Annotated in this window: 18 protein-coding genes; 9 read left to right on the top strand and 9 right to left on the bottom strand. The window is 43.9% G+C overall.

Annotation, left to right across the window (positions count from 1 at the left end; all coding sequences use genetic code 11):
* The first annotated feature begins 81 nt into the window (after positions 1 to 81).
* Entirely contained in the window at positions 82 to 594 is a 513-nt protein-coding gene (locus BQ7997_RS06160) for a calycin-like domain-containing protein (protein WP_073344542.1), read from the top strand.
* Positions 595 to 898: 304 nt separating this feature from the next.
* Entirely contained in the window at positions 899 to 2944 is a 2046-nt protein-coding gene (locus tag BQ7997_RS06165; RefSeq protein ID WP_083589177.1) for a PCMD domain-containing protein, read from the top strand.
* A 165-nt stretch (positions 2945 to 3109) separates the two neighbouring features.
* Here the strand turns inward: BQ7997_RS06165 and BQ7997_RS06170 are convergent, their stop codons facing one another.
* The 6 genes from BQ7997_RS06170 to BQ7997_RS06195 form a co-directional block, all read right to left on the bottom strand.
* Positions 3110 to 3895, bottom strand: a complete 786-nt coding sequence (locus tag BQ7997_RS06170) for a porin family protein (RefSeq protein ID WP_073344547.1) — start codon at positions 3893 to 3895, stop codon at positions 3110 to 3112.
* A gap of 22 nt (positions 3896 to 3917) precedes the next feature.
* Positions 3918 to 5105: a PCMD domain-containing protein gene (locus BQ7997_RS06175; RefSeq protein WP_073344550.1), complete on the bottom strand. Its 1188-nt coding sequence runs from the start codon at positions 5103 to 5105 to the stop codon at positions 3918 to 3920.
* Between the two features lie 183 nt (positions 5106 to 5288).
* A complete protein-coding gene (locus tag BQ7997_RS06180; RefSeq protein WP_073344553.1) occupies positions 5289 to 6623 on the bottom strand; it encodes an NADP-specific glutamate dehydrogenase in 1335 nt (444 codons plus the stop codon).
* Between the two features lie 164 nt (positions 6624 to 6787).
* Positions 6788 to 6964, bottom strand: a complete 177-nt coding sequence (locus BQ7997_RS25675; RefSeq protein WP_097677749.1) for a hypothetical protein — start codon at positions 6962 to 6964, stop codon at positions 6788 to 6790.
* Entirely contained in the window at positions 6961 to 9252 is a 2292-nt protein-coding gene (locus BQ7997_RS06185) for an NADP-dependent malic enzyme (protein ID WP_073344555.1), read from the bottom strand. The genes BQ7997_RS25675 and BQ7997_RS06185 overlap by 4 nt, the downstream gene beginning before the upstream one ends.
* Positions 9253 to 9805: 553 nt before the next feature.
* Positions 9806 to 10654, bottom strand: a complete 849-nt coding sequence (locus BQ7997_RS06195; RefSeq protein ID WP_044656305.1) for a helix-turn-helix transcriptional regulator — start codon at positions 10652 to 10654, stop codon at positions 9806 to 9808.
* A gap of 158 nt (positions 10655 to 10812) precedes the next feature.
* Between BQ7997_RS06195 and BQ7997_RS06200 the strand changes: the two genes are divergently transcribed.
* The 5 genes from BQ7997_RS06200 (at position 10813) to imm9 (ending at position 17552) form a co-directional block, all read left to right on the top strand.
* Positions 10813 to 11958, top strand: a complete 1146-nt coding sequence (locus tag BQ7997_RS06200; protein WP_083589178.1) for an efflux RND transporter periplasmic adaptor subunit — start codon at positions 10813 to 10815, stop codon at positions 11956 to 11958.
* An 18-nt stretch (positions 11959 to 11976) separates the two neighbouring features.
* Complete coding sequence (locus tag BQ7997_RS06205) at positions 11977 to 15174, top strand: efflux RND transporter permease subunit (protein ID WP_073344560.1); 3198 nt, start codon at positions 11977 to 11979, stop codon at positions 15172 to 15174.
* Positions 15175 to 15193: 19 nt separating this feature from the next.
* A complete protein-coding gene (locus BQ7997_RS06210) occupies positions 15194 to 16558 on the top strand; it encodes a TolC family protein (RefSeq protein WP_073344563.1) in 1365 nt (454 codons plus the stop codon).
* Positions 16559 to 16568: 10 nt separating this feature from the next.
* Positions 16569 to 17177 carry a TetR/AcrR family transcriptional regulator gene (locus BQ7997_RS06215; RefSeq protein ID WP_073344565.1) on the top strand — a complete coding sequence of 203 codons (609 nt, stop codon included), beginning with the start codon at positions 16569 to 16571 and terminating at the stop codon, positions 17175 to 17177.
* Positions 17178 to 17393: 216 nt separating this feature from the next.
* Positions 17394 to 17552 carry an Imm9 family immunity protein gene (imm9, locus tag BQ7997_RS26095; protein ID WP_022137975.1) on the top strand — a complete coding sequence of 53 codons (159 nt, stop codon included), beginning with the start codon at positions 17394 to 17396 and terminating at the stop codon, positions 17550 to 17552.
* Between the two features lie 19 nt (positions 17553 to 17571).
* Here imm9 and BQ7997_RS06225 read toward each other — a convergent pair whose 3' ends face one another.
* Positions 17572 to 19059 (bottom strand): glycoside hydrolase family 30 protein, encoded by a 1488-nt coding sequence (locus BQ7997_RS06225; RefSeq protein WP_073344568.1) that lies wholly within the window; start codon positions 19057 to 19059, stop codon positions 17572 to 17574.
* Positions 19060 to 19268: 209 nt separating this feature from the next.
* Here BQ7997_RS06225 and BQ7997_RS06230 point away from each other — a divergent pair, with 209 nt between their 5' ends.
* Positions 19269 to 20174 carry a hypothetical protein gene (locus BQ7997_RS06230; RefSeq protein WP_073344570.1) on the top strand — a complete coding sequence of 302 codons (906 nt, stop codon included), beginning with the start codon at positions 19269 to 19271 and terminating at the stop codon, positions 20172 to 20174.
* Between the two features lie 125 nt (positions 20175 to 20299).
* Here BQ7997_RS06230 and BQ7997_RS06235 read toward each other — a convergent pair whose 3' ends face one another.
* Positions 20300 to 21580 carry an O-acetylhomoserine aminocarboxypropyltransferase/cysteine synthase family protein gene (locus BQ7997_RS06235; protein WP_073344573.1) on the bottom strand — a complete coding sequence of 427 codons (1281 nt, stop codon included), beginning with the start codon at positions 21578 to 21580 and terminating at the stop codon, positions 20300 to 20302.
* Between the two features lie 128 nt (positions 21581 to 21708).
* On the opposite strand from BQ7997_RS06235, the gene BQ7997_RS06240 reads away from it, so the two are divergent.
* Complete coding sequence (locus tag BQ7997_RS06240; RefSeq protein ID WP_073344575.1) at positions 21709 to 22749, top strand: N-acetylmuramoyl-L-alanine amidase family protein; 1041 nt, start codon at positions 21709 to 21711, stop codon at positions 22747 to 22749.
* A 339-nt stretch (positions 22750 to 23088) separates the two neighbouring features.
* Here the strand turns inward: BQ7997_RS06240 and BQ7997_RS06245 are convergent, their stop codons facing one another.
* Positions 23089 to 24708 carry a RagB/SusD family nutrient uptake outer membrane protein gene (locus BQ7997_RS06245; protein ID WP_073344577.1) on the bottom strand — a complete coding sequence of 540 codons (1620 nt, stop codon included), beginning with the start codon at positions 24706 to 24708 and terminating at the stop codon, positions 23089 to 23091.
* Positions 24709 to 24724: the final 16 nt, after the last annotated feature.

Below are 24724 nucleotides of genomic sequence, written 5' to 3' on the forward strand. Positions count from 1 at the left end.
GAAGAGAATAAAAGTGGTATTCTCTTTTGTAGATAAAACCATTCACTAAAAGAGAAAGTTATGAAAAGAATTTCATTTTTTATGTTTGCAATGCTGATTGGCTCGATGAGTCTGTTTACAGCTTGTGGTGACGATGACGACGATGATACTACTCCTTCGGGAATAGTGGCTGGTACATACAGTGGTACTTTGGTTGCTAGCATAGAGGGAGAAGTAGTTGCCAACGAGGCTAAATCTCTGTCTTTGGAAAAGAATGGCGATAATGCTGTGGATGTGGTTATTAAGGATTTTACTCTAAATGTGGTTCTTGGTAATAGTGATCCCATACCTGTGAACTTAGGTGATTTGAAAGTGGAAAAATGTACTTTGACACAGAAGGATGGAAAAACGACCTTTAGTGGTACTAAAGAGTTGAAAGGGATACAAGTCCCGTTGAGCCCTGAATTAAACATTCCTGCTGATTGTAAAGTTGATATTGTAAATGCGACAGTAAATGGTAAGAATTTGAGTTTGCCGATAGATGTAGCTGTAAGTGCAATGGATGTGGAGAACCTATTAAGTGTCAAAGTTCAATATACTGGAACGAAAAAATAAAATACAGAACATGGTTTCACGCAGTTTCTCATAACATTTAAACTATATTTATGAGGAACTGTGAGAACTGTTTCTCTTACTAAACTGTTTTTATTCTCTTTACTACCTCATGTTGGCAACTTGCCTAAGGCAAGTATAATCTAAAAAATAGACTATTTAATTCATGAAATAGACCTTATGTATATATAAGGTCTAAGAGATTTCTTTATGCCATTTTTTAGCAAGGAAGAGTAATTATCTCTTCTTGAAAATGGACTTTTCTATTTGTAATTAACTTATTATTATTAACTTAAACAGAGTATCAATGAAAAAGAATTTGTTGTGTTTATTTGTATTAATCTGCTCGGTAAGTCTATTCACGGCTTGTAGTGATGACGATCCGAAAAACACGGGCCCTGACTTTACTATGCTTCAAGATGCGACAGTCGGCACTTACGACGGGGGCTTGAAGGTTTCCATGAACGGTGTAAACTTGACTCCGGAAGCTATATCTCAGAGAATTTTTGTAAAAGCTGAAGGAGCGGATAAAGTGGAATTGTCATTGAGAGACTTTTCATTTTTAACTTTCTCTGTAGGTGATATTGTAGTGAGCGGCATACCTTTGAGTGGTGATGAAGGACAGGTGGTTCTACAGGAAACTGCAACAACAATGAACCATGCTGTTTTGGGAAATCTGACTATCAAAGTATCAGGAACAGTAAGTAATGAAAAAGCTAATTTAAATATCAACGTTATCCAGAAAGGTGGGAGCGTAGAGGGCGGTCCTGCTGAAGATATGGACATTGTGGTTTCATTTGACGGTACTCGTATTTCTAAAGAAATAGATGATACGGATTATTCGGAAACACTCGTAGGTTTCTATCCGCGTTCCGCGACAGGATTTACCTGTGATTATGAAGCAGAGGGTTTTTCACTGGCTTATCCGTCTGCAACAGGTGGCATTTATTTGACTGCTGCGGGATATAATAAGATCTCAATTACAAAATTTAGTATCTCATTTCCTTATAATCCTGAGTTGGGTACACCAACGGCTTCCAAAGCTACTCAGCCTCTTGTGGTAAATGGTGCACGGTTAATAAAGAATGTAGATGGAACTTTTTCTATTGAGGAATTTAAAGGTACGCTTGCTGAAAATAATAAAGAAGAAGTTGAATACACAGTATCCGGTACGTGGGCTAATCAAATCCTCTCATTGAAGATAATGGTGAAATCGGCGACTTATACGGTGAATTATACCTATACATCCGAACCGGTACAGAGAACAGGTAATAAATTACTGAAGATGACTATCGATAGTAATATAATAACTGTTCAACCTGAGATTACCGAGCAAAATGTGGTGTTCTATGTCACTCCGGGTACGACGACAGAACAATTGAAAGAATTGGTACCTACTTTTGAGGTTTCAGAGGGAGCAACACTGCTTTATAACAATGTAGAGTATGTGAAGGGGACTCCTATTGATTTCTCCGGAGAAAAGACGCAGGTAAAAGTAAAACCGGAAAAAGGAACAACACTGACTTATACTATTACCTATGATGTGATTAATGACTTTTCATTTAAGGTTGATTTTGATGCCCCGTGGGAACTGAAGAATGCCACTGACGTTGAAACCAATAAATATCAGGAATATTATGAACCGGGAAATGGATGGGTGACATCAAATGAAGGACTGAAATATATCAAAGCGATGTATGGTACGGGAAGTACTGCTTTGTATCCACAAGCAGGCCCTTATCTGGTGACTGAAACTGACGATACTGCTACTGGCAGTGGAAAAGCGGCACGTCTTGTAACGGCTGATACAAAAGGAAGGTATGTATTGGTAACTGCTATTCCTAAAGTAACGTCAGGTACAGTATATAATGGAATATTCAGCGTGAATATTATGAATACCTTGCAAAGTACTCATTTCGGCAATGTATGTACCAAAGAACCAAAATCTTTTAAAGGATTTTACAAATATGCTGCCGGACCGGATTATTATCAGGCCAATACTCCTGGTGATCCCAAAAAGGCTCATGAAGTGACGCTGGATAACACTAAGACAGATGCTCCTGCAATGAATGCGGTATTATATGAGATCAAATCTTATTCTGCAGATCATTTGGATGGAACTAATCTGTTGACATCTGACAAGATCGTGGCTATCGCTTCGGTAAAAGACGCAGGCGAACGCTCTGAGTATACTGCGTTCAACGTTAACTTCGAGTATAAAAATGGTAAATCCTGGGATTCTTCCAAGATATATAAGTTGGCTATTGTTTGTTCGTCCAGTAAGGATGGAGATAACTTCTCGGGTGCACCGGGTAGCGTACTCTATATTGACAATCTTGAAGTTGTATTCTAATCATTAGAGTATAAAGATAAAGAAAGAGGTCGTCTCAATAAAACATGAGACGGCCTTTTTTATGAAAAGGTAATCTTCTGATATAAATATAAAGAAACCGGCGAAGAATCATATAACAAGATTCTTCGCCGGTTCTTTATATATCCTTGTATAGAGGTCTACTTATTAGAATGAGTAACCAAATCCTATATTTAAGTAAATAGGATACATGGCAAATGAAATCGTAGTGAAATCTTTTTTGAAGATATCATTTAGTCCCCATGTCAGGTCAGCATGTATATTTAAGTGCTTATACGCTTTCCATTCTCCACCTACTTGCAATCCCCATTGGAATTTGCGCAGATCTTCGGAGAAATCATAAGTTGCAATATTATCCCCGGTGAAATTCACCCGGTCGCCGGTAGCGTCCGGCGAGCGCAGGTGTCCTTCATAAACATGGCCTGAAAAGTCTTTCTCAATCATATATGAGAAATAAGGGCCTGCAACGAGTTTCCACCGGTCACTGATTCTGTAGTTAGCAAGGACAGGTACAGTCAAAAGGGACATTTTTACTTTGGTCTTGACCCCACCTGTCCAAAGTCCTTCTACCTTTCCGCCTGTTTCATTAAAGATCTCCATGCCATAGTTCTTTACCGTAGCTTCGGTAGTCATATTTTTGTTGTCGAGACGGAGTCCTAAGCTGACTCCCCACTTTTTTTGCACGTCTATCCATTTGGTAATATTCGCTTCCAGGGTGATGGCAAGCCCGGGAGAGTAGCTGTCGATGCTTCTGATCTCTTTAGGAAGAGGGAGAGGGGCAGTCCCACCTATGTTCACACCCGCTTTGAATTGATAATCTAACCCATGAAGCGAAGACCATAAAAGCCCTTTGTGTTCATTAGATGATTGTGCATTGATTTGGCCGATGCCGAAAAAAAACATAGCTAAACTAGCCAATATATATTTTTTCATATATAAATTACTTTTTAAATTATTAATCGTTGTCTTCCTCGCAATGGATTGTCACTTCGTCTATCCATAATGTACTTCCTACTGAACCCTTGAAAGCTGCTCCTTCCACACTGGAAGAGAATACGATGGCAAGTTTATATTTGCCGGCAGCAAGCATGTTGTCATTGATTGTTTTGTTATTTTGAAGTACAAACGGTAAATCGAAAGAAGTCCATTCGTTTGTTTCTTTCACGTCCTCTGATTTGATTCTTGCAAGAGATACTATTTTAGGAGAATTCAAAGAGTTGTAACCGTCCAGGAAATCCTCAACATTGTCTGCTTCATATAAAACAGCATATATATCACCCTTATCTTTACCATTCATGCTGGCATCTATGAAAAAGTTTTTCTTTCCATCCGATCCCAAAGTATAGGAAGTATAATCAGTTCCCGGTTTGAACTTATAATATCCTGAAAGCCGTGTAGGATGCTTGTAGAAAGGGAAACCGAATTTGGTAGCCTTCATTGCGTCTTTCAATGCGTTGCCGACTTCAAATGAACCGATGAAGAGATTTCCTGCAGCAATAGGCATACTCACCCCTGCACCGAAACTTCCGGTACTTTTAGTTTCCAGTTTTGCACCCTTACCTATATATCCTTGTGACTGTATAGTTATATAATCCAGTGGAGATCTCGCCATACCGGTGAGGTTGAAACCGGGATTACCACTTGCCCATTGGAGCATTTCCGCCTTTTGCAGATTGAATTCATAGAATATATGGTACTTGTTATTACCGTCTTCTATATTTTCAAAATGATACTCCGTAGGAAGTTCCGACTTGATAACAGTAATCATATAAACGGCTTCCGTAGTGCGGCTCTCGGATGTCACTCTGAACTTACGCTGGTATTGCTCCAATGTCTGTTCCGAAGTAACGGGAACTTTTGAATTTGAAAAGTCATATTTAGGAGCATGATCGTTTGCCGCTGCGTCGACAGGTTCTATGTCGGCTCCCTCAGGCAGTTCGAACTGGATTTCCAATGTTGATAAATCTGTGGCTTTTGATACGTAAATCGATACTGTCTTACTGTAAGTATTGATAGTAGATAATTGGATATTACTACCGTTGCATCCATCTATGGCAGCTTCAACGTTTAAACCTTCGTCTTGAATGCAGGAAGTTATTGCCAGACACATTATCATTCCGGCGAATACATTTTTTAGTTTCATCTATTGTTATGAGTTAAGGGATTATATAAGTTACAAAGATAGCTATAAGCGTTGACGCCAATTTTTGTAGAATGTTAAAAGAGGGAGCATAACTGTCGGGAATGTAATACAAAAAAAGACTCCCGCTCTTCCTTCCGGAAGGTGGGAGTCTTAAACTATAGCTTACTATATCTTATAAGCTGATTATACGATACCTTGTGCCATCATAGCTTTGGCAACCTTCATGAATCCTGCTACGTTAGCACCTTTCACATAGTTTACATATCCGTCTGCTTCAGTACCATACTGAACACAAGCTTCGTGGATATTCTTCATGATGCTCTTCAGCTTTTCATCTACTTCTTCAGCGCTCCAGCTCAGTTTGATAGAGTTTTGAGTCATTTCAAGACCTGATACTGATACACCACCGGCATTGGCTGCTTTACCCGGAGCGTAAAGAATCTTAGCATCCTGGAATACTTTGATAGCTTCCGGAGTAGAAGGCATGTTTGCACCTTCAGATACGGCAATCACTCCGTTAGCAACCAATTTCTTAGCGTCGTCGCCGTTCAATTCGTTCTGAGTGGCAGAAGGCAGGGCAATATCTGCTTTTTCGCCCCAAGGACGAGCTCCTTCTACATATTTGCAACCATATTTATCTGCGTATTCACGGATACGGCCACGGTACAGGTTCTTCAGTTCCATGATGTAATCCAGTTTTTCGCGGTCAATACCGTCCGGGTCGAAGATGTAACCGTCAGAATCCGACATTGTCAGAACTTTACCACCGAGTTCGAGAACTTTTTCCGCAGTATATTGGGCAACATTACCCGAACCGGAGATCAAACAGGATTTACCTTTCAAGTCAGTTCCTTTAGTTTTCAGCATTTCCATCAAGAAATAGATGTTACCATAACCGGTAGCTTCCGGACGAATCAGTGAACCACCGAATTCGCGGCCTTTACCAGTGAATGTTCCGGTGAATTCGTGAGCCAGTTTCTTGTACATACCGAACATGAAACCTACTTCACGACCGCCAACACCGATGTCACCTGCCGGAACGTCAGTTTCAGGGCCGATGTGGCGCCACAGTTCCAACATGAAAGATTGAACGAAACGCATTACTTCCATATTTGACTTTCCACGGGGAGAGAAGTCGGAACCACCTTTACCACCACCCATCGGCAGAGTAGTCAGTGAGTTTTTGAATGTTTGTTCAAAGGCAAGGAACTTCAAGATAGAAAGGTTCACAGATGCATGGAAACGGATACCGCCTTTGTATGGGCCAATCGCGTTGTTATGCTGAACACGGTAACCCATGTTCGTCTGAATGTTACCTTTGTCATCCATCCAAGTCACGCGGAACTGATATACTCTATCAGGAATACACAAACGTTCGATTAAGTTCACTTTGTCGAACTCCGGGTGTTTGTTGTATTCTTCTTCAATAGTAGAAAGAACTTCTTCTACTGCTTGATGATACTCCGGTTCATTGGGAAATCTTCTTTTCAGATCGTCTAATACCTTTGCTGCATTCATAATCTTTTTTTCTTTTATAGGTTGTTTAAAATTCGATTATCTATTTCTCTTATGCGGTTGCAAAAGTAAAGATAAAAATTGAACTGGCAAACATTTTATAAAGAAAAATGCGATAAAACATCAAATTTGATATTTTATCGCATTAAAAATGGGAAAAAAGATATTTATTTGTTCTTTTTGATCGACTTATAGACAGGAATGAATACCAACGCTGCCGAAATGACAAGCGTTACTATCGTCATGCCGTCAATTCGTTCGGCTTTTGTGATAACTAAATAGCAAAGCGCCAACCAAAGCAGGCTGATACAAACTATTTGTGATTTAGACAGCGGCCTTTTCATTTACCTTCTTTTTTCTTCTTGACAACGATGGCGTCAATCACGGCTACGGCTGTGATATTGACGATGTCGCGGACAGAGCTTTCAAAATCGGTGAAATGGATAGGCTTGTTCAATCCCATTTGGATAGGGCCGATAAATTCCGTATCCGGATCCATTGCCTGTAGCAATTTGTAACCTGCATTGGCCGAACTCAGGTTCGGGAAAATCAGTGTATTCACATCTTTGCCTTTCAGACGGGTAAACGGATATTTAGTATCACGCAATTCGCGGTTCATGGCAAAGTTTACCTGCATTTCACCGTCGATAGCCAGTTCTGGATACTCTTTCTGCATATAGTCTACGGCTTCGTGTACTTTTACCGGGCTTCCGGTAGTATCGGCGCCGAAGTTTGAGTAAGACAGCATAGCCATTGCCGGAGTATGATTGAAGAAGCGGACTGTCTTGTCGGACAGTTTGGCGATGTCAATCAACGTTTCAGTGTCCGGGTGACGGTTAATCAGCGTATCTGCCAGGAAGTAAGTACCTTTCTTGGAATTCAGGATATGCATGGTTCCGAAGTGCTTGAAGCCCGGCTGGATACCGATCACTTCTTTGGCAACCTTGATTGTATTGCTGTATCTTGTATAAAGTCCGGTGATGAATGCGTCTGCATCTCCGGTTTCCACCATCATCATGCCGAAATAGTTGCGCTCGAACATCTTGTCGTTGGCTTCCTCGTAAGTAAAGCCTTCACGTGCACGTTTTTCCGACAGGATACGTGAATAGCGTTCGCGGCGGTCGGCTTCGTCGGGGTGACGGAGATTGACGATTTCGATACCTTCCAGACTGAGGTCTAGCTCTTCCGCCAACTTGCCGATAGCTTCATCGTTTCCTAATAAGATAGGATGGCAGATACCTTCGGCTTTCGCTTCAACGGCTGCTTTCAGCATATTCGGGTGGATACCTTCGGCAAACACCACACGTTGCGGATTGCGGCGGGCAGTGTCATACAGTTGGCGGGTCAGTTTGGACTCATATCCCATTAATTCGCGCAGATGTACGCAGTAAGCATCCCAGTCCTTGATTTCCGTGCGGGCTACTCCGCTTTCCATGGCGGCTTTTGCTACGGCACAGGAAACTTCTGTGATAAGGCGGGGATCCACCGGTTTCGGAATGAAATATTCAGGCCCGAAAGAAAGATTGTTTACGTGATAAGCTGCGTTTACAACATCGGGTACAGGCTGTTTTGCCAGATTGGCGATAGCGTGTACGGCTGCCAGCTTCATTTCTTCATTGATTGCTTTGGCATGAGTGTCCAAAGCGCCACGGAAGATATACGGGAATCCGATAACGTTGTTGATTTGGTTCGGATAGTCGGAACGTCCGGTTGCCATCAATACATCGGGACGGGCTGCCATGGCATCTTCGTAAGAAATTTCCGGTGTAGGATTGGCCAACGCGAATACGATAGGCATGGGAGCCATGCTGCGTACCATATCCTGGCTCAATACATTTCCTTTGGACAGACCGAGGAATACATCCGCGCCTTTGATAGCTTCTTCCAGTGTATGGACATCTGTACGGTCGGTTGCAAAATATCTCTTCTGTTCGTTCAGGTCGGTACGTGTCTTGCTGATTACGCCTTTACTGTCGACCATGACGATATTTTCAAGGCGTGCGCCCAGTGAAACATACAATTTAGTACAGGAAACAGCAGAAGCACCTGCACCGTTAACGACGATTTTTACATCTTCGATTTTCTTTCCGGCCACTTCGAGCGCGTTTACCAGTCCGGCACTGGAGATAATAGCTGTTCCGTGTTGGTCGTCATGCATCACCGGGATATCCAGTTCTTCTTTCAGGCGACGTTCGATTTCGAAACATTCCGGCGCCTTGATATCTTCAAGGTTGATACCACCGAAAGTAGGAGCAATCGCTTTTACTGCCGTGATAAACTTTTCAGGGTCTTTCTCGTCGACTTCAATATCGAATACGTCGATGCCTGCATAGATTTTGAAAAGCAAGCCTTTACCTTCCATTACCGGTTTGCCGCTCAATGCGCCTATGTCGCCCAGTCCGAGTACGGCCGTACCATTGGAAATAACCGCAACAAGATTACCTTTTGCGGTATATTTGTATGCATCTTGCGGATTCTTCTCAATTTCGAGACATGGTTCTGCCACGCCGGGAGAGTATGCGAGTGCTAAATCTGACTGTGTACTATACGGTTTGGTAGGAACTACCTCAATCTTACCAGGTTTGCCCTGTGAGTGATAGAGCAAAGCGGCTTCTTTGGTTATTTTAGCCATAGTATCTGTATTATTTATTAATAAGTTATCATTTGGCTGCAAATGTAGGAATAAAAGTTAGAAATTGTAGTCCTTGGTGGATAAATTCTATTAATTTTATAGCAAAATGACTGATTTTATAATACGACTTGTAAGGTTTGCACATTTATATTTGGTTCGGAAAACATCGTTTGTTTTTATTGATATGAAAAACCATGTAGGAGATATAGGGAAGTCATATAGAAGAAATACCCGGAACAAGTACAAGAAATATGTGAAACATGTACACGAAACACAGGAAACCTGTACGACAGTTGTTGTAATTACGTATTTGAATAGAGAAAGTCCTGTACTTGGATTCAGCGATAGTCAAAGTTATGGATATTTATAATTATAGTAGGAAGAATTTATACCTTGTTCTCAAAAAGTCTTTTTTTGTTCATGTTTAGGCTATAAGGATACGCTGAAATACTGCTACTTTCATTCCTGATATTTATTCGTTTGTCACTTTGCGCGCTGTGGGCTATCAGGCGGGCGACACTGAAAGTAGCAGCATACAGAATCTGACGGCTGTTTAAATAGAATATTTACTCTGATACTCCTTCGGTGATATCCCCTCATGTCGCTTGAAATATCTTCCCAGGTATGACTGGTCAGGGAAACTTAACCGGTCGGCTATTTCCTGTATCGTCAGTTCGGTGGACTGAAGCAGTACCTTTATCTCCAGAATGGCGAAATCGTCAATAATCTTTTTGGCGGAATCTCCCGTTACGCTTTTGCAGATACCGGTCAGGTACTTCGTAGAAATACAAAGCTTGCCGGCATAAAAAGTCACTTCCCGTTGGGAAGTGCAATTGGCGTGTACTAGCGCGATAAAGTTCTTGAAGATTTCGTCCTGCCGGCTTCCACCCTCTATTTCCTGTGCGTCGAAATGGCGATAACATTTATCATAGATATCGAGCATGAAAGACTGAAGGTGATTCTTGGCTATCTGGTTTCGGAAGCGATTCTCACGGTCTTTGTAGATGGCAGTCGTGGCGCGTATCAGTCCGTTGATGGCTCCGGTATTCTCTTCCGGGAGAACATAGCAGGGATGCTCCTTTATAAACCGGAAAAAGATTGGTTCGAACCGCATACAGGCTTCTATGAACATTTCCTTGGGAAATCCGAAAAAGGAAGCGGTAAAATCGCTGCTGCTGCCATTGATGCGGATAATAGTTCCCGGAAGGAGCACTATCTGAGTGTTTTCTACAACTTCATAATCTTTCAGGTCAATCGTGACGTGTGCCCACCCTCTGCGGCAGAAGTAAATGGCGCCCCCTTCCAGTTTCCACAGGTGGTGCATGATTGGCGATAACTTTTCATCAATTCCGGCGATGAAGGGTTCTCGAAGTACGGCTAGGTTAGAGTTTCTTTCTTCCATATATTATAGCTTTATTGCCGGGCAAAAGTAGGACTTTTTTGCTAAATATTAGTTTTTGTGTTCCGGAAATGAACAAAACTGGAGATACTATGCCTAGTTTTCTGTGGTAAAAAGAGTCTACCTTTGCCGCGTTCAAAAAATATTAAATAGGTAACACAATGAGTAAAAAGATTAGTAAAGTGAAGCAGGGGCTATTGTTGCTCTGCTGTCTGATTGCTGCGACTGGCTGTAAGCAAGCTCCACCGGTACAAATGGAAGCTGAATACGAAGTAATGACTGTATCTCCGGCCGACCGGATGATTTCAAGCGCGTATTCGGCGACCATCCGTGGACGTCAGGATATAGACATCTATCCCCAGGTAGGCGGTACGCTGACCAAAGTCTGTGTGACGGAAGGCCAACGGGTTAAGAACGGGCAGACACTGTTCGTCATCGATCAGGTGCCGTATGAAGCAGCCTGGCAAACCGCAGTGGCAAACGTTGAGGCTGCACAGGCTTCACTGGCTACCGCACAACTGACTTATGACAGTAAAGAGGAACTGTATAAGGAGAATGTAGTTTCCTCTTTCGACTTGAGCACGGCGAAGAACTCCCTGCTGGCTGCCAAAGCACAGTTGGCACAGGCGAAAGCCCAGGAAGTGAGTGCCCGCAACAACCTTTCCTACACAGTAGTGAAGAGCCCGGCTGACGGCGTAGTAGGTACATTGCCCTACCGTGTGGGAGCATTGGTTAGTTCCGGTCTTCCCGAACCGTTGACAACCGTTTCTGATAATTCGGATATGTACGTTTACTTTTCTATGACGGAAAACCAGTTGCTCGGACTGATTCGCCAGTACGGTTCTAAAGAAGAGGCATTGAAAAGTATGCCGGCCATCGACCTTCAGTTGAATGACAAATCGTCTTATTCCGAACAAGGACAGATTGAGTCTATCAGTGGAGTAATCGACCGTTCAACGGGTACTGTCAGCCTGCGTGCCGTATTCCCCAACAAGGAAGGATTGCTGCATAGCGGCGGTGCGGGAAATGTGATTGTTCCTGTTCAGAAAGCGGGTTCTCTGGTTATTCCGCAGGGTGCTACGTTCGAAATCCAGGACAAGAGATATGTGTATAAAGTAGTGGACGGTAAAGCACAGGCTAACCTGATTCACGTGACACGTGTAAACGGCGGACGTGAATTTATTGTTGACGAAGGACTGGCGCCGGGAGATGTAATTGTAGCGGAAGGCGTAGGATTGCTCCGTGAAGGTACACCGATTAAAGCCAAGACAGCACAGGCTGCCGCTCCAACAACTACTGAAAATTAAACAAAGGAGGAATCATCCATGAATTTAAGAACCTTTATTGAACGCCCCGTATTATCGGCAGTGATTTCTATCACGATTGTCGTAGTGGGTATCATCGGGTTGTTCAGTCTACCCGTTGAGCAATATCCCGATATTGCTCCGCCTACCATTATGGTGAGCACCAACTATTATGGTGCCAGTGCGGAAACTTTGCAGAAGAGTGTAATCGCACCGTTGGAAGAAGCTATCAATGGTGTGGAAGACATGACATATATGACCTCAACGGCTACCAATGCCGGTACGGTAAGTATCACTGTTTACTTCAAACAGGGGACAGACCCGGACATGGCTGCCGTCAATGTGCAGAACCGTGTGTCACGTGCTACGGGACAGCTCCCGGCAGAAGTAACGCAGGTCGGTGTGACCACTTCCAAGCGTCAGACCAGTATCCTTCAGATGTTCACGCTTTCCAGTCCGGACGATAGTTATGATGAAAACTTCCTGTCCAACTATCTGAGCATCAATATGAAACCGGAAATTCTCCGTATCAGCGGCGTGGGTGACCTGATGATTCTGGGCGGTGAATATAGTATGCGTGTATGGATGAAGCCCGATGTGATGGCGCAATACAAGCTGATTCCGTCGGACATTACTATGGTGCTTGCCGAACAGAATATAGAATCGGCAACAGGTTCGTTTGGCGAGAACTCCAACGAAACCTATCAATATACGATGAAGTATAAAGGGCGTCTGATTACTCCGGAAGAATTCGGGGACATTGTCATTCGTTCTACGGATAACGGCGAAGTGCTGAAACTGAAAGATATTGCCGATATACAACTGGGACAGGATAGTTATGCTTATCATGGTGGTACGGACGGGCATGCGGGTATTGCCTGTATGGTATTCCAGACGGCGGGTTCCAATGCGACCGAAGTCAATCAGAACATCGACAAATTCCTCGAAGAAGCCCGCAAGGATCTTCCGAAAGGAGTGGAATTGACGCAGTTGATGAGTTCGAACGACTTCTTGTTCGCTTCCATCCATGAGGTAGTGAAGACCTTGATTGAAGCCGTCATCCTGGTTATTCTTGTAGTATATGTTTTCTTGCAGGATTTCCGTTCCACACTGATTCCTTTGGTGGGTATTGTGGTTTCGCTGATTGGTACGTTTGCCTTTATGGCGGTGGCGGGGTTCAGTATAAACTTGCTGACCCTGTTTGCACTGGTGCTCGTTATCGGTACGGTGGTGGATGATGCCATTATTGTCGTCGAGGCGGTGCAGTCGCGGTTCGACGTAGGGTACAGGTCATCCTATATGGCAAGTATCGACGCGATGAAAGGTATCAGTAATGCTGTCATCACCTCTTCATTGGTGTTTATGGCTGTATTTATTCCGGTGTCCTTCATGGGCGGTACTTCCGGTACGTTCTACACGCAGTTCGGTCTGACCATGGCGGTTGCTGTAGGTATTTCCGCTGTTAACGCGTTGACGCTAAGTCCGGCTCTGTGTGCATTGCTGCTGAAACCTTATATCAATGAAGACGGAACGCAGAAGAATAACTTTGCGGCACGTTTCCGTAAGGCATTCAATTCGGCTTTTGACGTAATGATAGAAAAGTACAAGAATGCTGTATTGTTCTTTATCAAACGCCGATGGCTGACCTGGTCACTATTGGCTTGCTCCGTAGTATTGCTTGTGTTCCTGATGAATACGACCAAGACCAGTCTGGTGCCTGACGAAGACCAGGGTACGGTATTTGTCAATGTAAGTACGGCGGCTGGTAGCTCGCTGGCTACGACCAATGAAGTGATGGATCGTGTTGAAAGCCGTTTGATGGGTATTCCCCAGGTGGCACACGTACAGAAGGTGGCAGGTTACGGATTGCTTGCCGGACAGGGAAGTTCGTTCGGTATGTTGGTTCTGAAACTGAAAGATTGGTCTGAACGGCCGAAAGACGAGGACAATGTACAGGCGGTCATCGGTCAGATATACGGTCGTACGGCTGATATCAAGGATGCGAGTATCTTTGCCATTTCTCCGGGTATGATTCCGGGCTACGGTATGGGTAATGCGTTGGAACTTCATATGCAGGATAAGATGGGCGGTGAAGTAACCGATTTCTTTGCGACTACGCAGCAGTATTTGGGAGCATTGAATCAGCGTCCTGAGATTGCGATGGCTTATTCTTCGTTCGATGTCCGCTATCCGCAGTGGACGGTGGAAGTAGACCCGGCTAAATGTAAGCGTGCAGGTATCACGCCCGATGCTGTGTTGAGTACACTTTCCGGTTATTACGGTGGTCAGTATGTGTCCAACTTCAACCGTTTCTCTAAGGTATATAGAGTAATGATTCAGGCAGACCCGCAGTTCCGTCTGGACGAGACTTCACTGGATAATGCTTTCGTACGCATGTCGAACGGGGAGATGGCTCCGTTGAGCCAGTTCGTTACGCTGACACGTACCTACGGTGCGGAAACTTTGAGCCGTTTCAATATGTACAACTCTATTGCAGTGAACGCCATGCCGGCTGAAGGATACAGTACCGGTGACGCTATCAAGGCAGTACAGGAAACAGCGGAACAGTCTCTCCCGAAAGGCTATGGCTATGACTACGGTGGTATCACCCGTGAAGAAAACCAGCAAAGCGGTACGACGATTATTATCTTCGGTATCTGCTTCCTGATGATTTACCTGATTCTGAGTGCATTGTACGAGAGCTTTATTATTCCGTTCGCTGTTCTTTTGAGTGTGCCTTGCGGATTGATGGGAAGTTTCTTGTTCGCCAAAATGTTCGGACTGGAGAATAACATCTATTTGCAGACAGGTTTGATTATGTTGATCGGTTTGTTGGCCAAGACAGCTATCTTGCTCACAGAATATGCGGCAGAACGCCGCAAGGCAGGTATGGGGCTGATTGCTTCTGCAGTCAGTGCGGCAAAAGCCCGTCTGCGTCCGATTTTGATGACGGCATTGACCATGATTTTCGGTCTGTTCCCGTTGATGATGTCCAGTGGAGTAGGAGCGAACGGTAACCGTTCATTGGGTACGGGTGTAGTCGGTGGTATGACTATCGGTACATTGGCATTGCTTTTCATCGTGCCTACCTTGTTTATCGCTTTCCAATGGTTGCAGGAACGCCTTCGCCCCGCGCAGAGTGCACCTACACACGACTGGAAAATAGAAGAAGACATGAAGGTGAGTGAGGAAGAAAAGTCCAAGGCAGGAAAAGAATAATTGATTAAAATAATAACTAATGAGAAAGATAATAATCTTATCCGCAGCGACACTTGTGCTGAGTAGTTGCGGTATCTACAATAAATACAAGCCGGTATCGGAAGTCCCCGAGGGACTTTACGGCAGCGAGTCAGTCGTTGCCACCGATACGGCAAACTTCGGTAACCTCTCGTGGAGAGAGGTCTTTACCGACCCGTACTTGCAGACTCTGATTGATTCGGCTTTGGTACGAAATACGGATATGCAGACAGCCCATCTGCGTGTGAAGGAAGCGGAAGCTTCGCTTCTGACGTCCAAACTGTCTTACCTGCCTTCTTTGTTCCTCGCACCGGAAGGGGTTGCCAGCAGCTTCGACCGCAGTAAGGCTACACAGACTTATTCATTACCCGTGACTGCTTCGTGGGAACTGGATATTTTCGGAAAGATAACGACGGCGAAACGTCGCGCGAAAGCCGCTTATGAGCAGAGCAAGGAATATGAACAAGCCGTTAAGACGCAACTTGTCGCTGCTATGGCGAATACATATTATACATTGCTGATGCTCGATTCTCAGTATGAAATAGCTGTTGCTACCGAATCAGCCTGGAAGGAAAGCGTGAAAACGACCCGTGCCATGAAAAACGCCGGTATGGTGAATGAAGCCGGACTGGCGCAGACGGAAGCTACCTATTATAATATATGTACGACCGTGCTTGATTTGAAAGAACAAATCAACCAGGCAGAAAATTCACTGGCATTATTATTGGCCGAGACACCCCACGAAATCCAACGTGGCAGACTGGGAAACCAGCAGTTGCCGGAAAACTTCTCCGTAGGTATTCCTTTGCAGATGCTCGCCAACCGTCCCGATGTACGTAGTGCAGAGTTTTCACTGGCACAGGCTTTCTATACGACGAATGCCGCCCGTGCTGCTTTCTACCCGTCTATCACATTAAGTGGTAGTGCCGGATGGACTAACAGTGCCGGAAGTATGATTATCAATCCGGGTAAGTTCCTGGCTTCCGCCGTAGCTTCTCTGACACAGCCTTTATTTAATAAAGGAATGAACGTTGCACAGTTGAAAATAGCGAAAGCCCAGCAGGAAGAAGCCCGTCTCGGCTTTGAACAGACTTTACTGAACGCAGGTGTGGAAGTCAACGAAGCATTGGTGCAGTATCAGACTGCCCGCGAGAAAGCGGCTTTCTACGAAAAGCAGGTTACTTCTTTGCAGACGGCTGCCCGGAGTACGAGTCTTTTAATGAAGCATGGCAATACCACATACTTGGAAGTATTGACCGCGCAACAGACATTGCTCAATGCGCAGCTTTCTCAAGTAGCCAATCGCTTTACCGAAATCCAGGGCATGATTACTTTGTATCAGGCTTTGGGCGGCGGTCGGATGTAAGGAGGTGCATATGAATACTGAAACACTGCGCGGCCGGATACTCGACTATACAAAGCGGGAAATGTCCCTGCATGGTGTCAGTGGACTTACTATGGATGATATAGCCAGGGGAATGAAGATGTCGAAGCGGACGCTTTACAAGCTCTTCCCCAGTAAGGCTTATCTGTTCCGCATCTGTCTTTCTGATTCTGCCAAGACAGTCAGAAACCATATACAGCAGAAGCAGCTACGAATGGATAGTTCATGTATGGCTCTGCTTTTCACGACAGTGAACGGATATCTCACCCTGTTGTACTCGTTAGGGAAAACTCTGTTGCTGGACATCAACGCGGACAAGGAATATCGCTCTTCCTTCGAACGTGAAGAGGCTTTTTGGCTGCAACAGTTTATAGATGTACTGACGCATTGCAAAATCTGTGGTTATCTGCTTCCAGAAGTCGAACCTGACAGTTTCGCAACGGATTTGCAGGAGGTAATCTATCAAGGTTGCCTGCAAGGCACTCCGTGTATGGTGCAGCGTATGATGAACTATACACTGTTGCGGGGACTTTTCAGGGTAGATGGCATCCGGTATATTGATGAACACCTGGAACCTGATAAATTTAATGTTTGTGTATAAGAAGAGAGAGGTGCGTCCGACGAAAGAAGGGCGCACCTTTTTTAATTACTGAAATTTGTTTATTATCGCAGTTATACTTCTACTTATGTGCACAGGTTATAATATTATTGCTTATATTCCTTCGTTTTTCATTTAATAAAACGGTATATTTAGAGTCGATAAAATAATAGCCGATGAAATATCAATAAGAAATAAGCACTCTGTTAATTCCCGTCAATGCACATTTACTGTTTGAAAAATGTCAGGCTGATTCCTGTAGATTTTACAAAATATGATGATATGGGAAGCTATATTGAAGATACTATAAAAATAGCCCTTCAGAGTTTGTTTGAAGTTGGTTTTACTCTGAAAGGCTGCAAAGTGAGAAAAAAATAAGATTGTTATTTCCAACGCTTTATTTTTCTACAAATGTATTCAGTGAATGGGGTGGTAGGGTAACTCTTAGATAGCGGCTGTCTAATTTCACTGTTACTTCTTTAGCTTCTTCGTTGAAGTTTCCGGCTATCACTACTTGTTTCTTTTGTGGAGCCATGACTACCATTACCGGTGTTTTATCTTCTTTAGCCGCTCTATATGCCAGTACCTTTGAACCGGGCGTAACATAGTGGCTGTAATGTTTTACCGCATAATATTCAGGAGTAAAAGTTGCTGTTCCCGCCTTTGAATCTACATGGATTAAGGAATTTTGTTTCCATCCCCATCCGCTGAAACCACCAGCATATAAGATAGCATTCCAAAAAGTATATTCTTCGCAACCGTTACCCAAGTAGTGGTTTATCAGACTGAAGGTATGTTCGGCAGCTTTCCAGTCGAAAGAGCCCCAACCACATTCACTTTCTGTCTGTACATATTTATATTGCGGGTATTTGGCACGGAGTTTAGGCAGAATCTGTCCGCCTTCCCATTGGAATCCGACTCCTTGTATCGTTTCCGGCATACGAGGGTCAGAGAGAATCTCGTCGATGACATCATAGCGGTTGGTATTGATTGTACCTAAGTATAACTTAATTTCCGGGTGTTGTTTCTTCAATGTCGGAGCCAGGTATTCTGTGTTGAAACGGATGATGCCTTCCGCTGTCCAGGCACAACCCGGATAGTTGGTATAACTCCATGACTCATTTTGGAACATGACCATTGAAACGGGAATACCTTGTTCCTTGTAAGCGTCGATGAATTTGCAAAAGTAGTTGGCATAGGTTTGCAGGTAGCGCTGGTCTTGGATGAAGTAGTCGTTCACTGCCAGTTGTTGAGGGAATACTTTGGTATCCTTCTCTTTGCCGTCTTCAAAAAGGGCTACGTCCGACAGGGGCGACATCTCGTTTTGATTACGGTCACTGCGGACGGAATAATAATGGTTTATCTTCATCCATGAAGGCGGCGACCATGGAGACATCCAGAAAGTCATATGGGGATTATACTGCTGCGCGGCTTTGATAAAAGGAATCAGGGTCGTTTTATCACGGTTGATATTGAAATGTTTCAATTGGAAATCACCGGGGACTTCATCACAACTGTACCAGTCGCGGGCATAGTCATTGGCATTCATGGAAAAACGTCCCATTGTAAACTTTAAATCTCCTTCGGGAGAAAAGAGTTTTTGGAGAATGATTTCCTGTTGCTTGCGTGGAAGCATATTGAGGGCGTCCCATCCTAATTCATTGAAGCAAGTTCCCCAGGCTTTGAAAACAGTACCTTCTTCTGTACCATTGACTTCTAGTAAAGGAGTTTGTCCGGTATTCGTCTGTAACTTGACTTTGTTTTGCTTCCAAATGTTCCCTTCCGTACTGCTAATCCATTCGAAAGACTGGGCATATGCGCCATTCACAGACAATGCCATTACCAAACCACTTAACAAGGTCGTTCTTTTTAGAATGTTTTTCATGTTCTTATTGATATGTTTTTATTCATTATTTGATTCGTCACAAAGATAGATAAGAAGGAGAATATGGAAGCACAGAAATGTAACAGATACTGTAACAAATGTATCAATAATAAAAAGGAATATATTTCCTCAATAAAGAATTCATTTTTACATGATACTTTAATATCTTTGCAAAACAATATAAAAAAGACAAACTTATAACTGAAAATATGAAAACAAAAACTTTACTGGCTTTCTTTCTTTTGTCCGTTATGACATTCTGCATGTCTGCTTGTCAGGATGACGCGGAGATTATTTTATTTAGTGGTTCCGAGTTAATCAATGAGACGGGAACTTGCACAAATACCATTTCTTCTACGGTTTTATACCTGAACGGACGGGAAACCGGAGACATTGGAATAGCTAATGGAAAAGGTGGTTATTCGGCACAAAGCTCTGACGAAACGATTGTGACGGCAACGGTCAGCAATGACAGGTTATTGTTGGAGTCACATGGTAAAAAAGGAAAAGTCATGGTTACTGTCAGTGATAAGAAAGGGAACAGCGTTGTTCTGCCTGTGACGGTTTCGTATGGGATTATGACTTTCTACTGTGGAATGAACCGGTCAGGGTTTGCTATAAGTGTGGACAATGAGATTTTGACCTCAGGAACGGATGAAAATAAAGAACTCTTGAAATCGTTGAATGAGGTAATGTTGGAATCATATTCATTTTTAGCGGAACAGGATATTTGTGTTCTGCAACCGGATAATGTCAGCCGCTTTTTGGAAGATGGCAAGGGGGAGTTTAAATTGAAAAGTGCCGATGGTGGAATACGTGCCGAGGGTACTTATAAAGTAAACCGTGATGAGGAGTTGGGAACCGGCAAGCCGGAGTTGGCTTTTTCTTTCTATCAGCATCAGAATGGTGCTGACAAACTATTACATAAGTTTTATTTTGAGCCTTCATTCGTTCGTCAACCCTCTACCAGAGAGGTAGGCCCCATAATATATTATTGGATGGAACATGTTGCGGATTCTCATTATTGGGATGGAGTCTCCTTACCGGAAGCTGGGAACGTAAAAGTGCTTTATGTAGTGTTAGCGAGTTCTTCCGGTATCAGACCTGAATTATAAAATCATTGTAAAGCGCGGATACGTATTTCCGTCGCTTTGTCATCCTACAAAAAAGAGACTGGATTCAAATATGCACTTGAGTCCAGTCTCTTTTTTGTAGGATGTAATACTCTAATAATCAGTCTTTATGCATTCAGCGCCTGTTCGATGTCCGCGATAATATCATCCGCATTTTCGATACCTACTGACAAACGGATTAAGTCAGGACGTACGCCTGCTTCCATAAGTTGTTCATCCGACAACTGGCGGTGAGTATGGCTTGCCGGATGAAGAACACAGCTACGTGCATCGGCTACGTGAGTAACAATGGCGATGAATTCCAGTGAATCCATAAACTTGATAGATACGTCACGTCCGCCTTTCAGTCCGAAGGAGATGACTCCGCAAGAACCGTTCGGCATATATTTCTGTGCTAAAGCGTAGTATTTATTATCCGGCAGTCCGCAATAGTTAACCCAAGCCACTTTCTCGTTTTTAGAAAGATATTCGGCTACTTTCTGTGCATTACCGCAATGTTGGGGCATACGTAAGTGAAGCGTTTCAAGTCCCAGGTTCAGTAAGAAAGAGTTTTGTGGGCTTTGGATGCTGCCGAGGTCACGCATTAATTGTGCCGTAGCTTTGGTTATATAAGCGCCTTTGCCGAAAGCTTTTGTATAAGTCAGTCCGTGATAAGACTCGTCCGGTGTACAAAGTCCCGGGAATTTCTCAGCGTGGGCATCCCAGTCGAAGTTACCGCTGTCTACGATACAGCCGCCTACGCTTGTAGCGTGTCCGTCCATGTATTTGGTAGTAGAGTGGACTACGATGTCCGCTCCCCATTCAAACGGGCGGCAGTTGATTGGAGTCGGGAAAGTATTGTCAACAATCAACGGAACTCCGTGGCCATGCGCGATACGTGCGAACTTCTCAATATCCAGCACTTCGAGGGAAGGATTGGAGATTGTTTCGCCGAACAATGCTTTTGTATTTGGTTGGAAAGCTGCGGAGATTTCTTCTTCGCCGGCATCCGGGTTGACAAAAGTAACGTCGATGCCAAGTTTCTTCATTGTAACACCGAACAGGTTGAAAGTACCACCGTAGATAGCGGAAGAACAAACGAAGTGGTCTCCAGCCTGGCAGATATTGAAAATGGCGTAGAAGTTGGCAGCCTGACCACTGGAAGTCAGCATGGCAGCTACACCACCTTCGAGAGCGGCAATCTTGGCGGCAACGGCGTCATTCGTAGGATTTTGCAGGCGGGTATAGAAGTAACCGCTGTCTTCCAAATCGAAAAGACGTGCCATCTGCTCGCTGGTATCGTATTTGAAAGTTGTACTTTGATAGATGGGCAATACGCGTGGTTCGCCCTTTTTAGGCGTCCACCCTGCCTGTACGCACAGGGTTTCGGGCTTGAATTGTTTTGCCATAATGTTATCGGGTTTTAATGATTTATTTCAAAAAATGTTTTAATGGCGCAAAAGTAGGGAAAATAATTGTATTTTTGCCCTGTTTATGAGTGAAATGATACTCATGTGAAGGAGATAATTGTGTAGATATGAAAAATAAACTCTATGTTCTTTTATTCTTAGCTTTTCTTTTTTCGGGCACAACGCTTTGGGCACAGCAAAAGGCGACTCCGAAGGCAGGCGAAGGTATCTCTACTTTTCTGTTGAGGCACAACCGTTCTCCGAAGAAATACTATGATGATTTTATAGAACTGAATAAACAGAAACTGGGAAAGAATAATGTGCTGAAGATGGGCGTGATTTATGTGATTCCGCCGGTAAAGAGTACAACCGCTAAAAATACAGGAACCAAACAACAACCCTCGAAATCCAAAGCGTCAAAAATAGGAACTACCATCAATGAACCCCTGTTTGGCAAGGAACTGGCAAATGTCAAAGTTACTTCCAACCGACTTGCGGGTGCCTGTTTCTATGTAGTCAGCGGGCATGGCGGCCCTGACCCCGGAGCTATCGGACGGGTAGGGAAACACGAGCTTCACGAAGATGAATATGCCTATGACATTGCCCTTCGTCTGGCGCGTAACCTGATGCAGGAAGGCGCGGAAGTGCATATCATCATTCAGGATGCCAAAGACGGTATCCGTGACGATACCTACCTGTCGAACAGTAAACGTGAGACGTGTATGGGAGACCCGATTCCGTTGAATCAGGTACAACGTCTTCAGCAACGCTGCAATAAGATAAACGCCCTCTATCAGAAAGACCGCAGGAATTACTCTTACTGCCGGGCAATCTTCATCCATATAGATAGCCGCAGCAAAGGGAAGCAGACCGATGTCTTTTTCTATCATTCGAGCAAGAAAGCGGAAAGCAAGCGTTTGGCGAATAATATGAAAGATACATTTGAATCGAAATACGGAAAGCATCAGCCGAACCGGGGATTTTCCGGGACAGTGAACGGACGCAACCTGTATGTGCTTTCCCATACTACTCCCGCTTCCGTTTTTGTGGAACTGGGTAATATCCAAAATACTTTCGACCAGCGCCGTCTGGTGATAAATTCCAATCGTCAGGCATTGGCTAAGTGGCTGATGGAAGGCTTTCTGAAAGATTACAAAGATAAAAAATAGACATTAAGACATCTTTTTCGTGAACAAAACCGAAATCGGAATGTTTTATATATGCAAATCACCTGATGACTGCTTGTAGGTATGCGAATATATACGAGTCAGTGAATATGCCTCCCCGGCATAACAGGAAGATTGCATAGTAGTTTTGTCGTGTTTTATTTTGTGTTTGTGTTGTGACGGTGCTGCGATGTGAATCGGGGTGCCGTTTTTTATGTATGTAACAGAAAGATATTTTTAAAATAAGAAATAACTGTGTTAAATAGAAAAGAGTAAGCATGAAGCCATTATTTGTTCCGGCTTCGTGCTTACTCTTTACTTATATACTGCAATCAGGCAGTGTTATTTCCATTCGCTGTGCTGTTCCAACATCGGGTTTGTGTCAATTTCACTTTGCGGGATAGGCCATACCAAATCCTGTGCTCCACGCAGATTACCGCGTTCGACTGCTCCGAAGCCATAGAATGACTTGTCTTCCTGCATACGTTTCTGGGCGTTTTCAAATTCTCCCCAGCGATAAAGGTCGGCAAAACGCAAGTCTTCAAAAGCCAGTTCCACACGGCGCTCATGGCGTACAATGGAGCGTAGCTCTTCTTGTTTCAGATTGGTTCCTTCTACCTCTTCCACAGCAGGCATGCCAACGCGATCGCGGACTTCATTGATATACTTGGTCACTTCCGCCTGGGAGTAACCACCTTTTTCAATCATAGCTTCAGAGAGTGACAATAGCACCTCTGCATAACGAATGACGTAGAAATCGAGGCTACCGTCATACTCGTTTGCCGTATTTTCCGGTGTGTACCATTTGCGGATACAGCAAGTGGAGGTGGCGGGTAAGTTATTAGTGTACAACTTTCCGTTCCATTTCATTCCCGGAAGCATCAATGTTGCCTTCATGCGAGGGTCGCGGTTTTCATAACGTCCCATATCCGGATTTTCTTTTGTATGAGCTCCTTTGTCAAGACTACCATTAAATAAAGGAGACTTGTCAATAGGCAATCCATCCGTGCAATAAAAATCATCGCATAAATTCATTGAACCTTCGATGGCGTTCATTGGAGCAGACCAGCAAACTCCAAAGCAATTACCTTCGCCCAGTCCCGGACCTTTGTAGTGAACACTCAGCAACACTTCACTAGCTATTTCATTAGCTTCCTTGAATAAATCTGCAAAGTTAGCTGCCGGGTCGCTGCCATCACCCGATTTGAAAAGTTGTACTTTGCCGAGCACATTCTTGTAGGCATTTATAGCCTCGTCCCAATGCTGATTGAAGAGGGCTATTCGTCCCATAATGGCGTAAGCCGCTTCTTGAGTCAGACGTCCTGTCTGTGCTTTTCCTATCACGGGGATTTTAGGAATCCATAATTTCAGGTCTTCCAGTAAAGAAGAGATAATCTGGCTACGTTCCGTTTTGGGCGCTTGGGCTTCTGCCAGGGTGAGAGGTTTGGTCAGATAGGGTACATCGCGGAAAACGGAAGTCAGATTGCAATACATCAGGGCGCGCAATGCTATTGCTTCCGCTTTGTATGCTTCTATCTTTTCTTGTTCCATCGGTATACGTTCTACGTTTTCCACTAACATGTTGCATCGCTTGATAACTTCATAATTAGCGTTCCAGTACATTGAGAAACATTCATCGGTGGTAGCCGAAGCACATTGTGAAATGGAACTGCCCAGCATCCAGTTACCCCATGTGTGGTCACCATTGTCTGTACTGGTTTCGCGTCCCAGGAATCCGAATTTCCAGCCGTCAATGTTGTCGTCATACAAGTTTTGGCTTTGCATGGCGTCATAGCAAGCGGTCAGTGCCATCAATGCATCCGATTCAGTTTGCCAATAGGTCGTTTGGGAAGGCTGGTTCGGAGAATCTGTCTGTAGGAAACTGTCCGAACATGCGCCGGCAGACAGTAACATTCCGGATAATAATAAAACTCTGCATATATTTTTTGTATTCTTAATCATAATATGTATCCTCCTT

Source organism: Bacteroides congonensis (assembly GCF_900130125.1).
In the GTDB taxonomy this organism is placed as follows: domain Bacteria; phylum Bacteroidota; class Bacteroidia; order Bacteroidales; family Bacteroidaceae; genus Bacteroides; species Bacteroides congonensis.

Coding starts and splice junctions, on each gene's coding strand:
- BQ7997_RS06225 (WP_073344568.1), bottom strand. CDS start 19,059: ATGAAAAACATTCTAAAAAGAACGACCTTGTTAAGTGGTTTGGTAATG.
- BQ7997_RS06175 (WP_073344550.1), bottom strand. CDS start 5,105: ATGAAACTAAAAAATGTATTCGCCGGAATGATAATGTGTCTGGCAATA.
- BQ7997_RS06160 (WP_073344542.1), top strand. CDS start 82: ATGTTTGCAATGCTGATTGGCTCGATGAGTCTGTTTACAGCTTGTGGT.
- BQ7997_RS25675 (WP_097677749.1), bottom strand. CDS start 6,964: ATGAAAAGGCCGCTGTCTAAATCACAAATAGTTTGTATCAGCCTGCTT.
- BQ7997_RS06215 (WP_073344565.1), top strand. CDS start 16,569: ATGAATACTGAAACACTGCGCGGCCGGATACTCGACTATACAAAGCGG.
- BQ7997_RS06170 (WP_073344547.1), bottom strand. CDS start 3,895: ATGAAAAAATATATATTGGCTAGTTTAGCTATGTTTTTTTTCGGCATC.
- imm9 (WP_022137975.1), top strand. CDS start 17,394: ATGCACATTTACTGTTTGAAAAATGTCAGGCTGATTCCTGTAGATTTT.
- BQ7997_RS06200 (WP_083589178.1), top strand. CDS start 10,813: ATGAGTAAAAAGATTAGTAAAGTGAAGCAGGGGCTATTGTTGCTCTGC.
- BQ7997_RS06210 (WP_073344563.1), top strand. CDS start 15,194: ATGAGAAAGATAATAATCTTATCCGCAGCGACACTTGTGCTGAGTAGT.
- BQ7997_RS06185 (WP_073344555.1), bottom strand. CDS start 9,252: ATGGCTAAAATAACCAAAGAAGCCGCTTTGCTCTATCACTCACAGGGC.
- BQ7997_RS06230 (WP_073344570.1), top strand. CDS start 19,269: ATGAAAACAAAAACTTTACTGGCTTTCTTTCTTTTGTCCGTTATGACA.
- BQ7997_RS06195 (WP_044656305.1), bottom strand. CDS start 10,654: ATGGAAGAAAGAAACTCTAACCTAGCCGTACTTCGAGAACCCTTCATC.
- BQ7997_RS06235 (WP_073344573.1), bottom strand. CDS start 21,580: ATGGCAAAACAATTCAAGCCCGAAACCCTGTGCGTACAGGCAGGGTGG.
- BQ7997_RS06245 (WP_073344577.1), bottom strand. CDS start 24,708: ATGATTAAGAATACAAAAAATATATGCAGAGTTTTATTATTATCCGGA.
- BQ7997_RS06205 (WP_073344560.1), top strand. CDS start 11,977: ATGAATTTAAGAACCTTTATTGAACGCCCCGTATTATCGGCAGTGATT.
- BQ7997_RS06240 (WP_073344575.1), top strand. CDS start 21,709: ATGAAAAATAAACTCTATGTTCTTTTATTCTTAGCTTTTCTTTTTTCG.
- BQ7997_RS06165 (WP_083589177.1), top strand. CDS start 899: ATGAAAAAGAATTTGTTGTGTTTATTTGTATTAATCTGCTCGGTAAGT.
- BQ7997_RS06180 (WP_073344553.1), bottom strand. CDS start 6,623: ATGAATGCAGCAAAGGTATTAGACGATCTGAAAAGAAGATTTCCCAAT.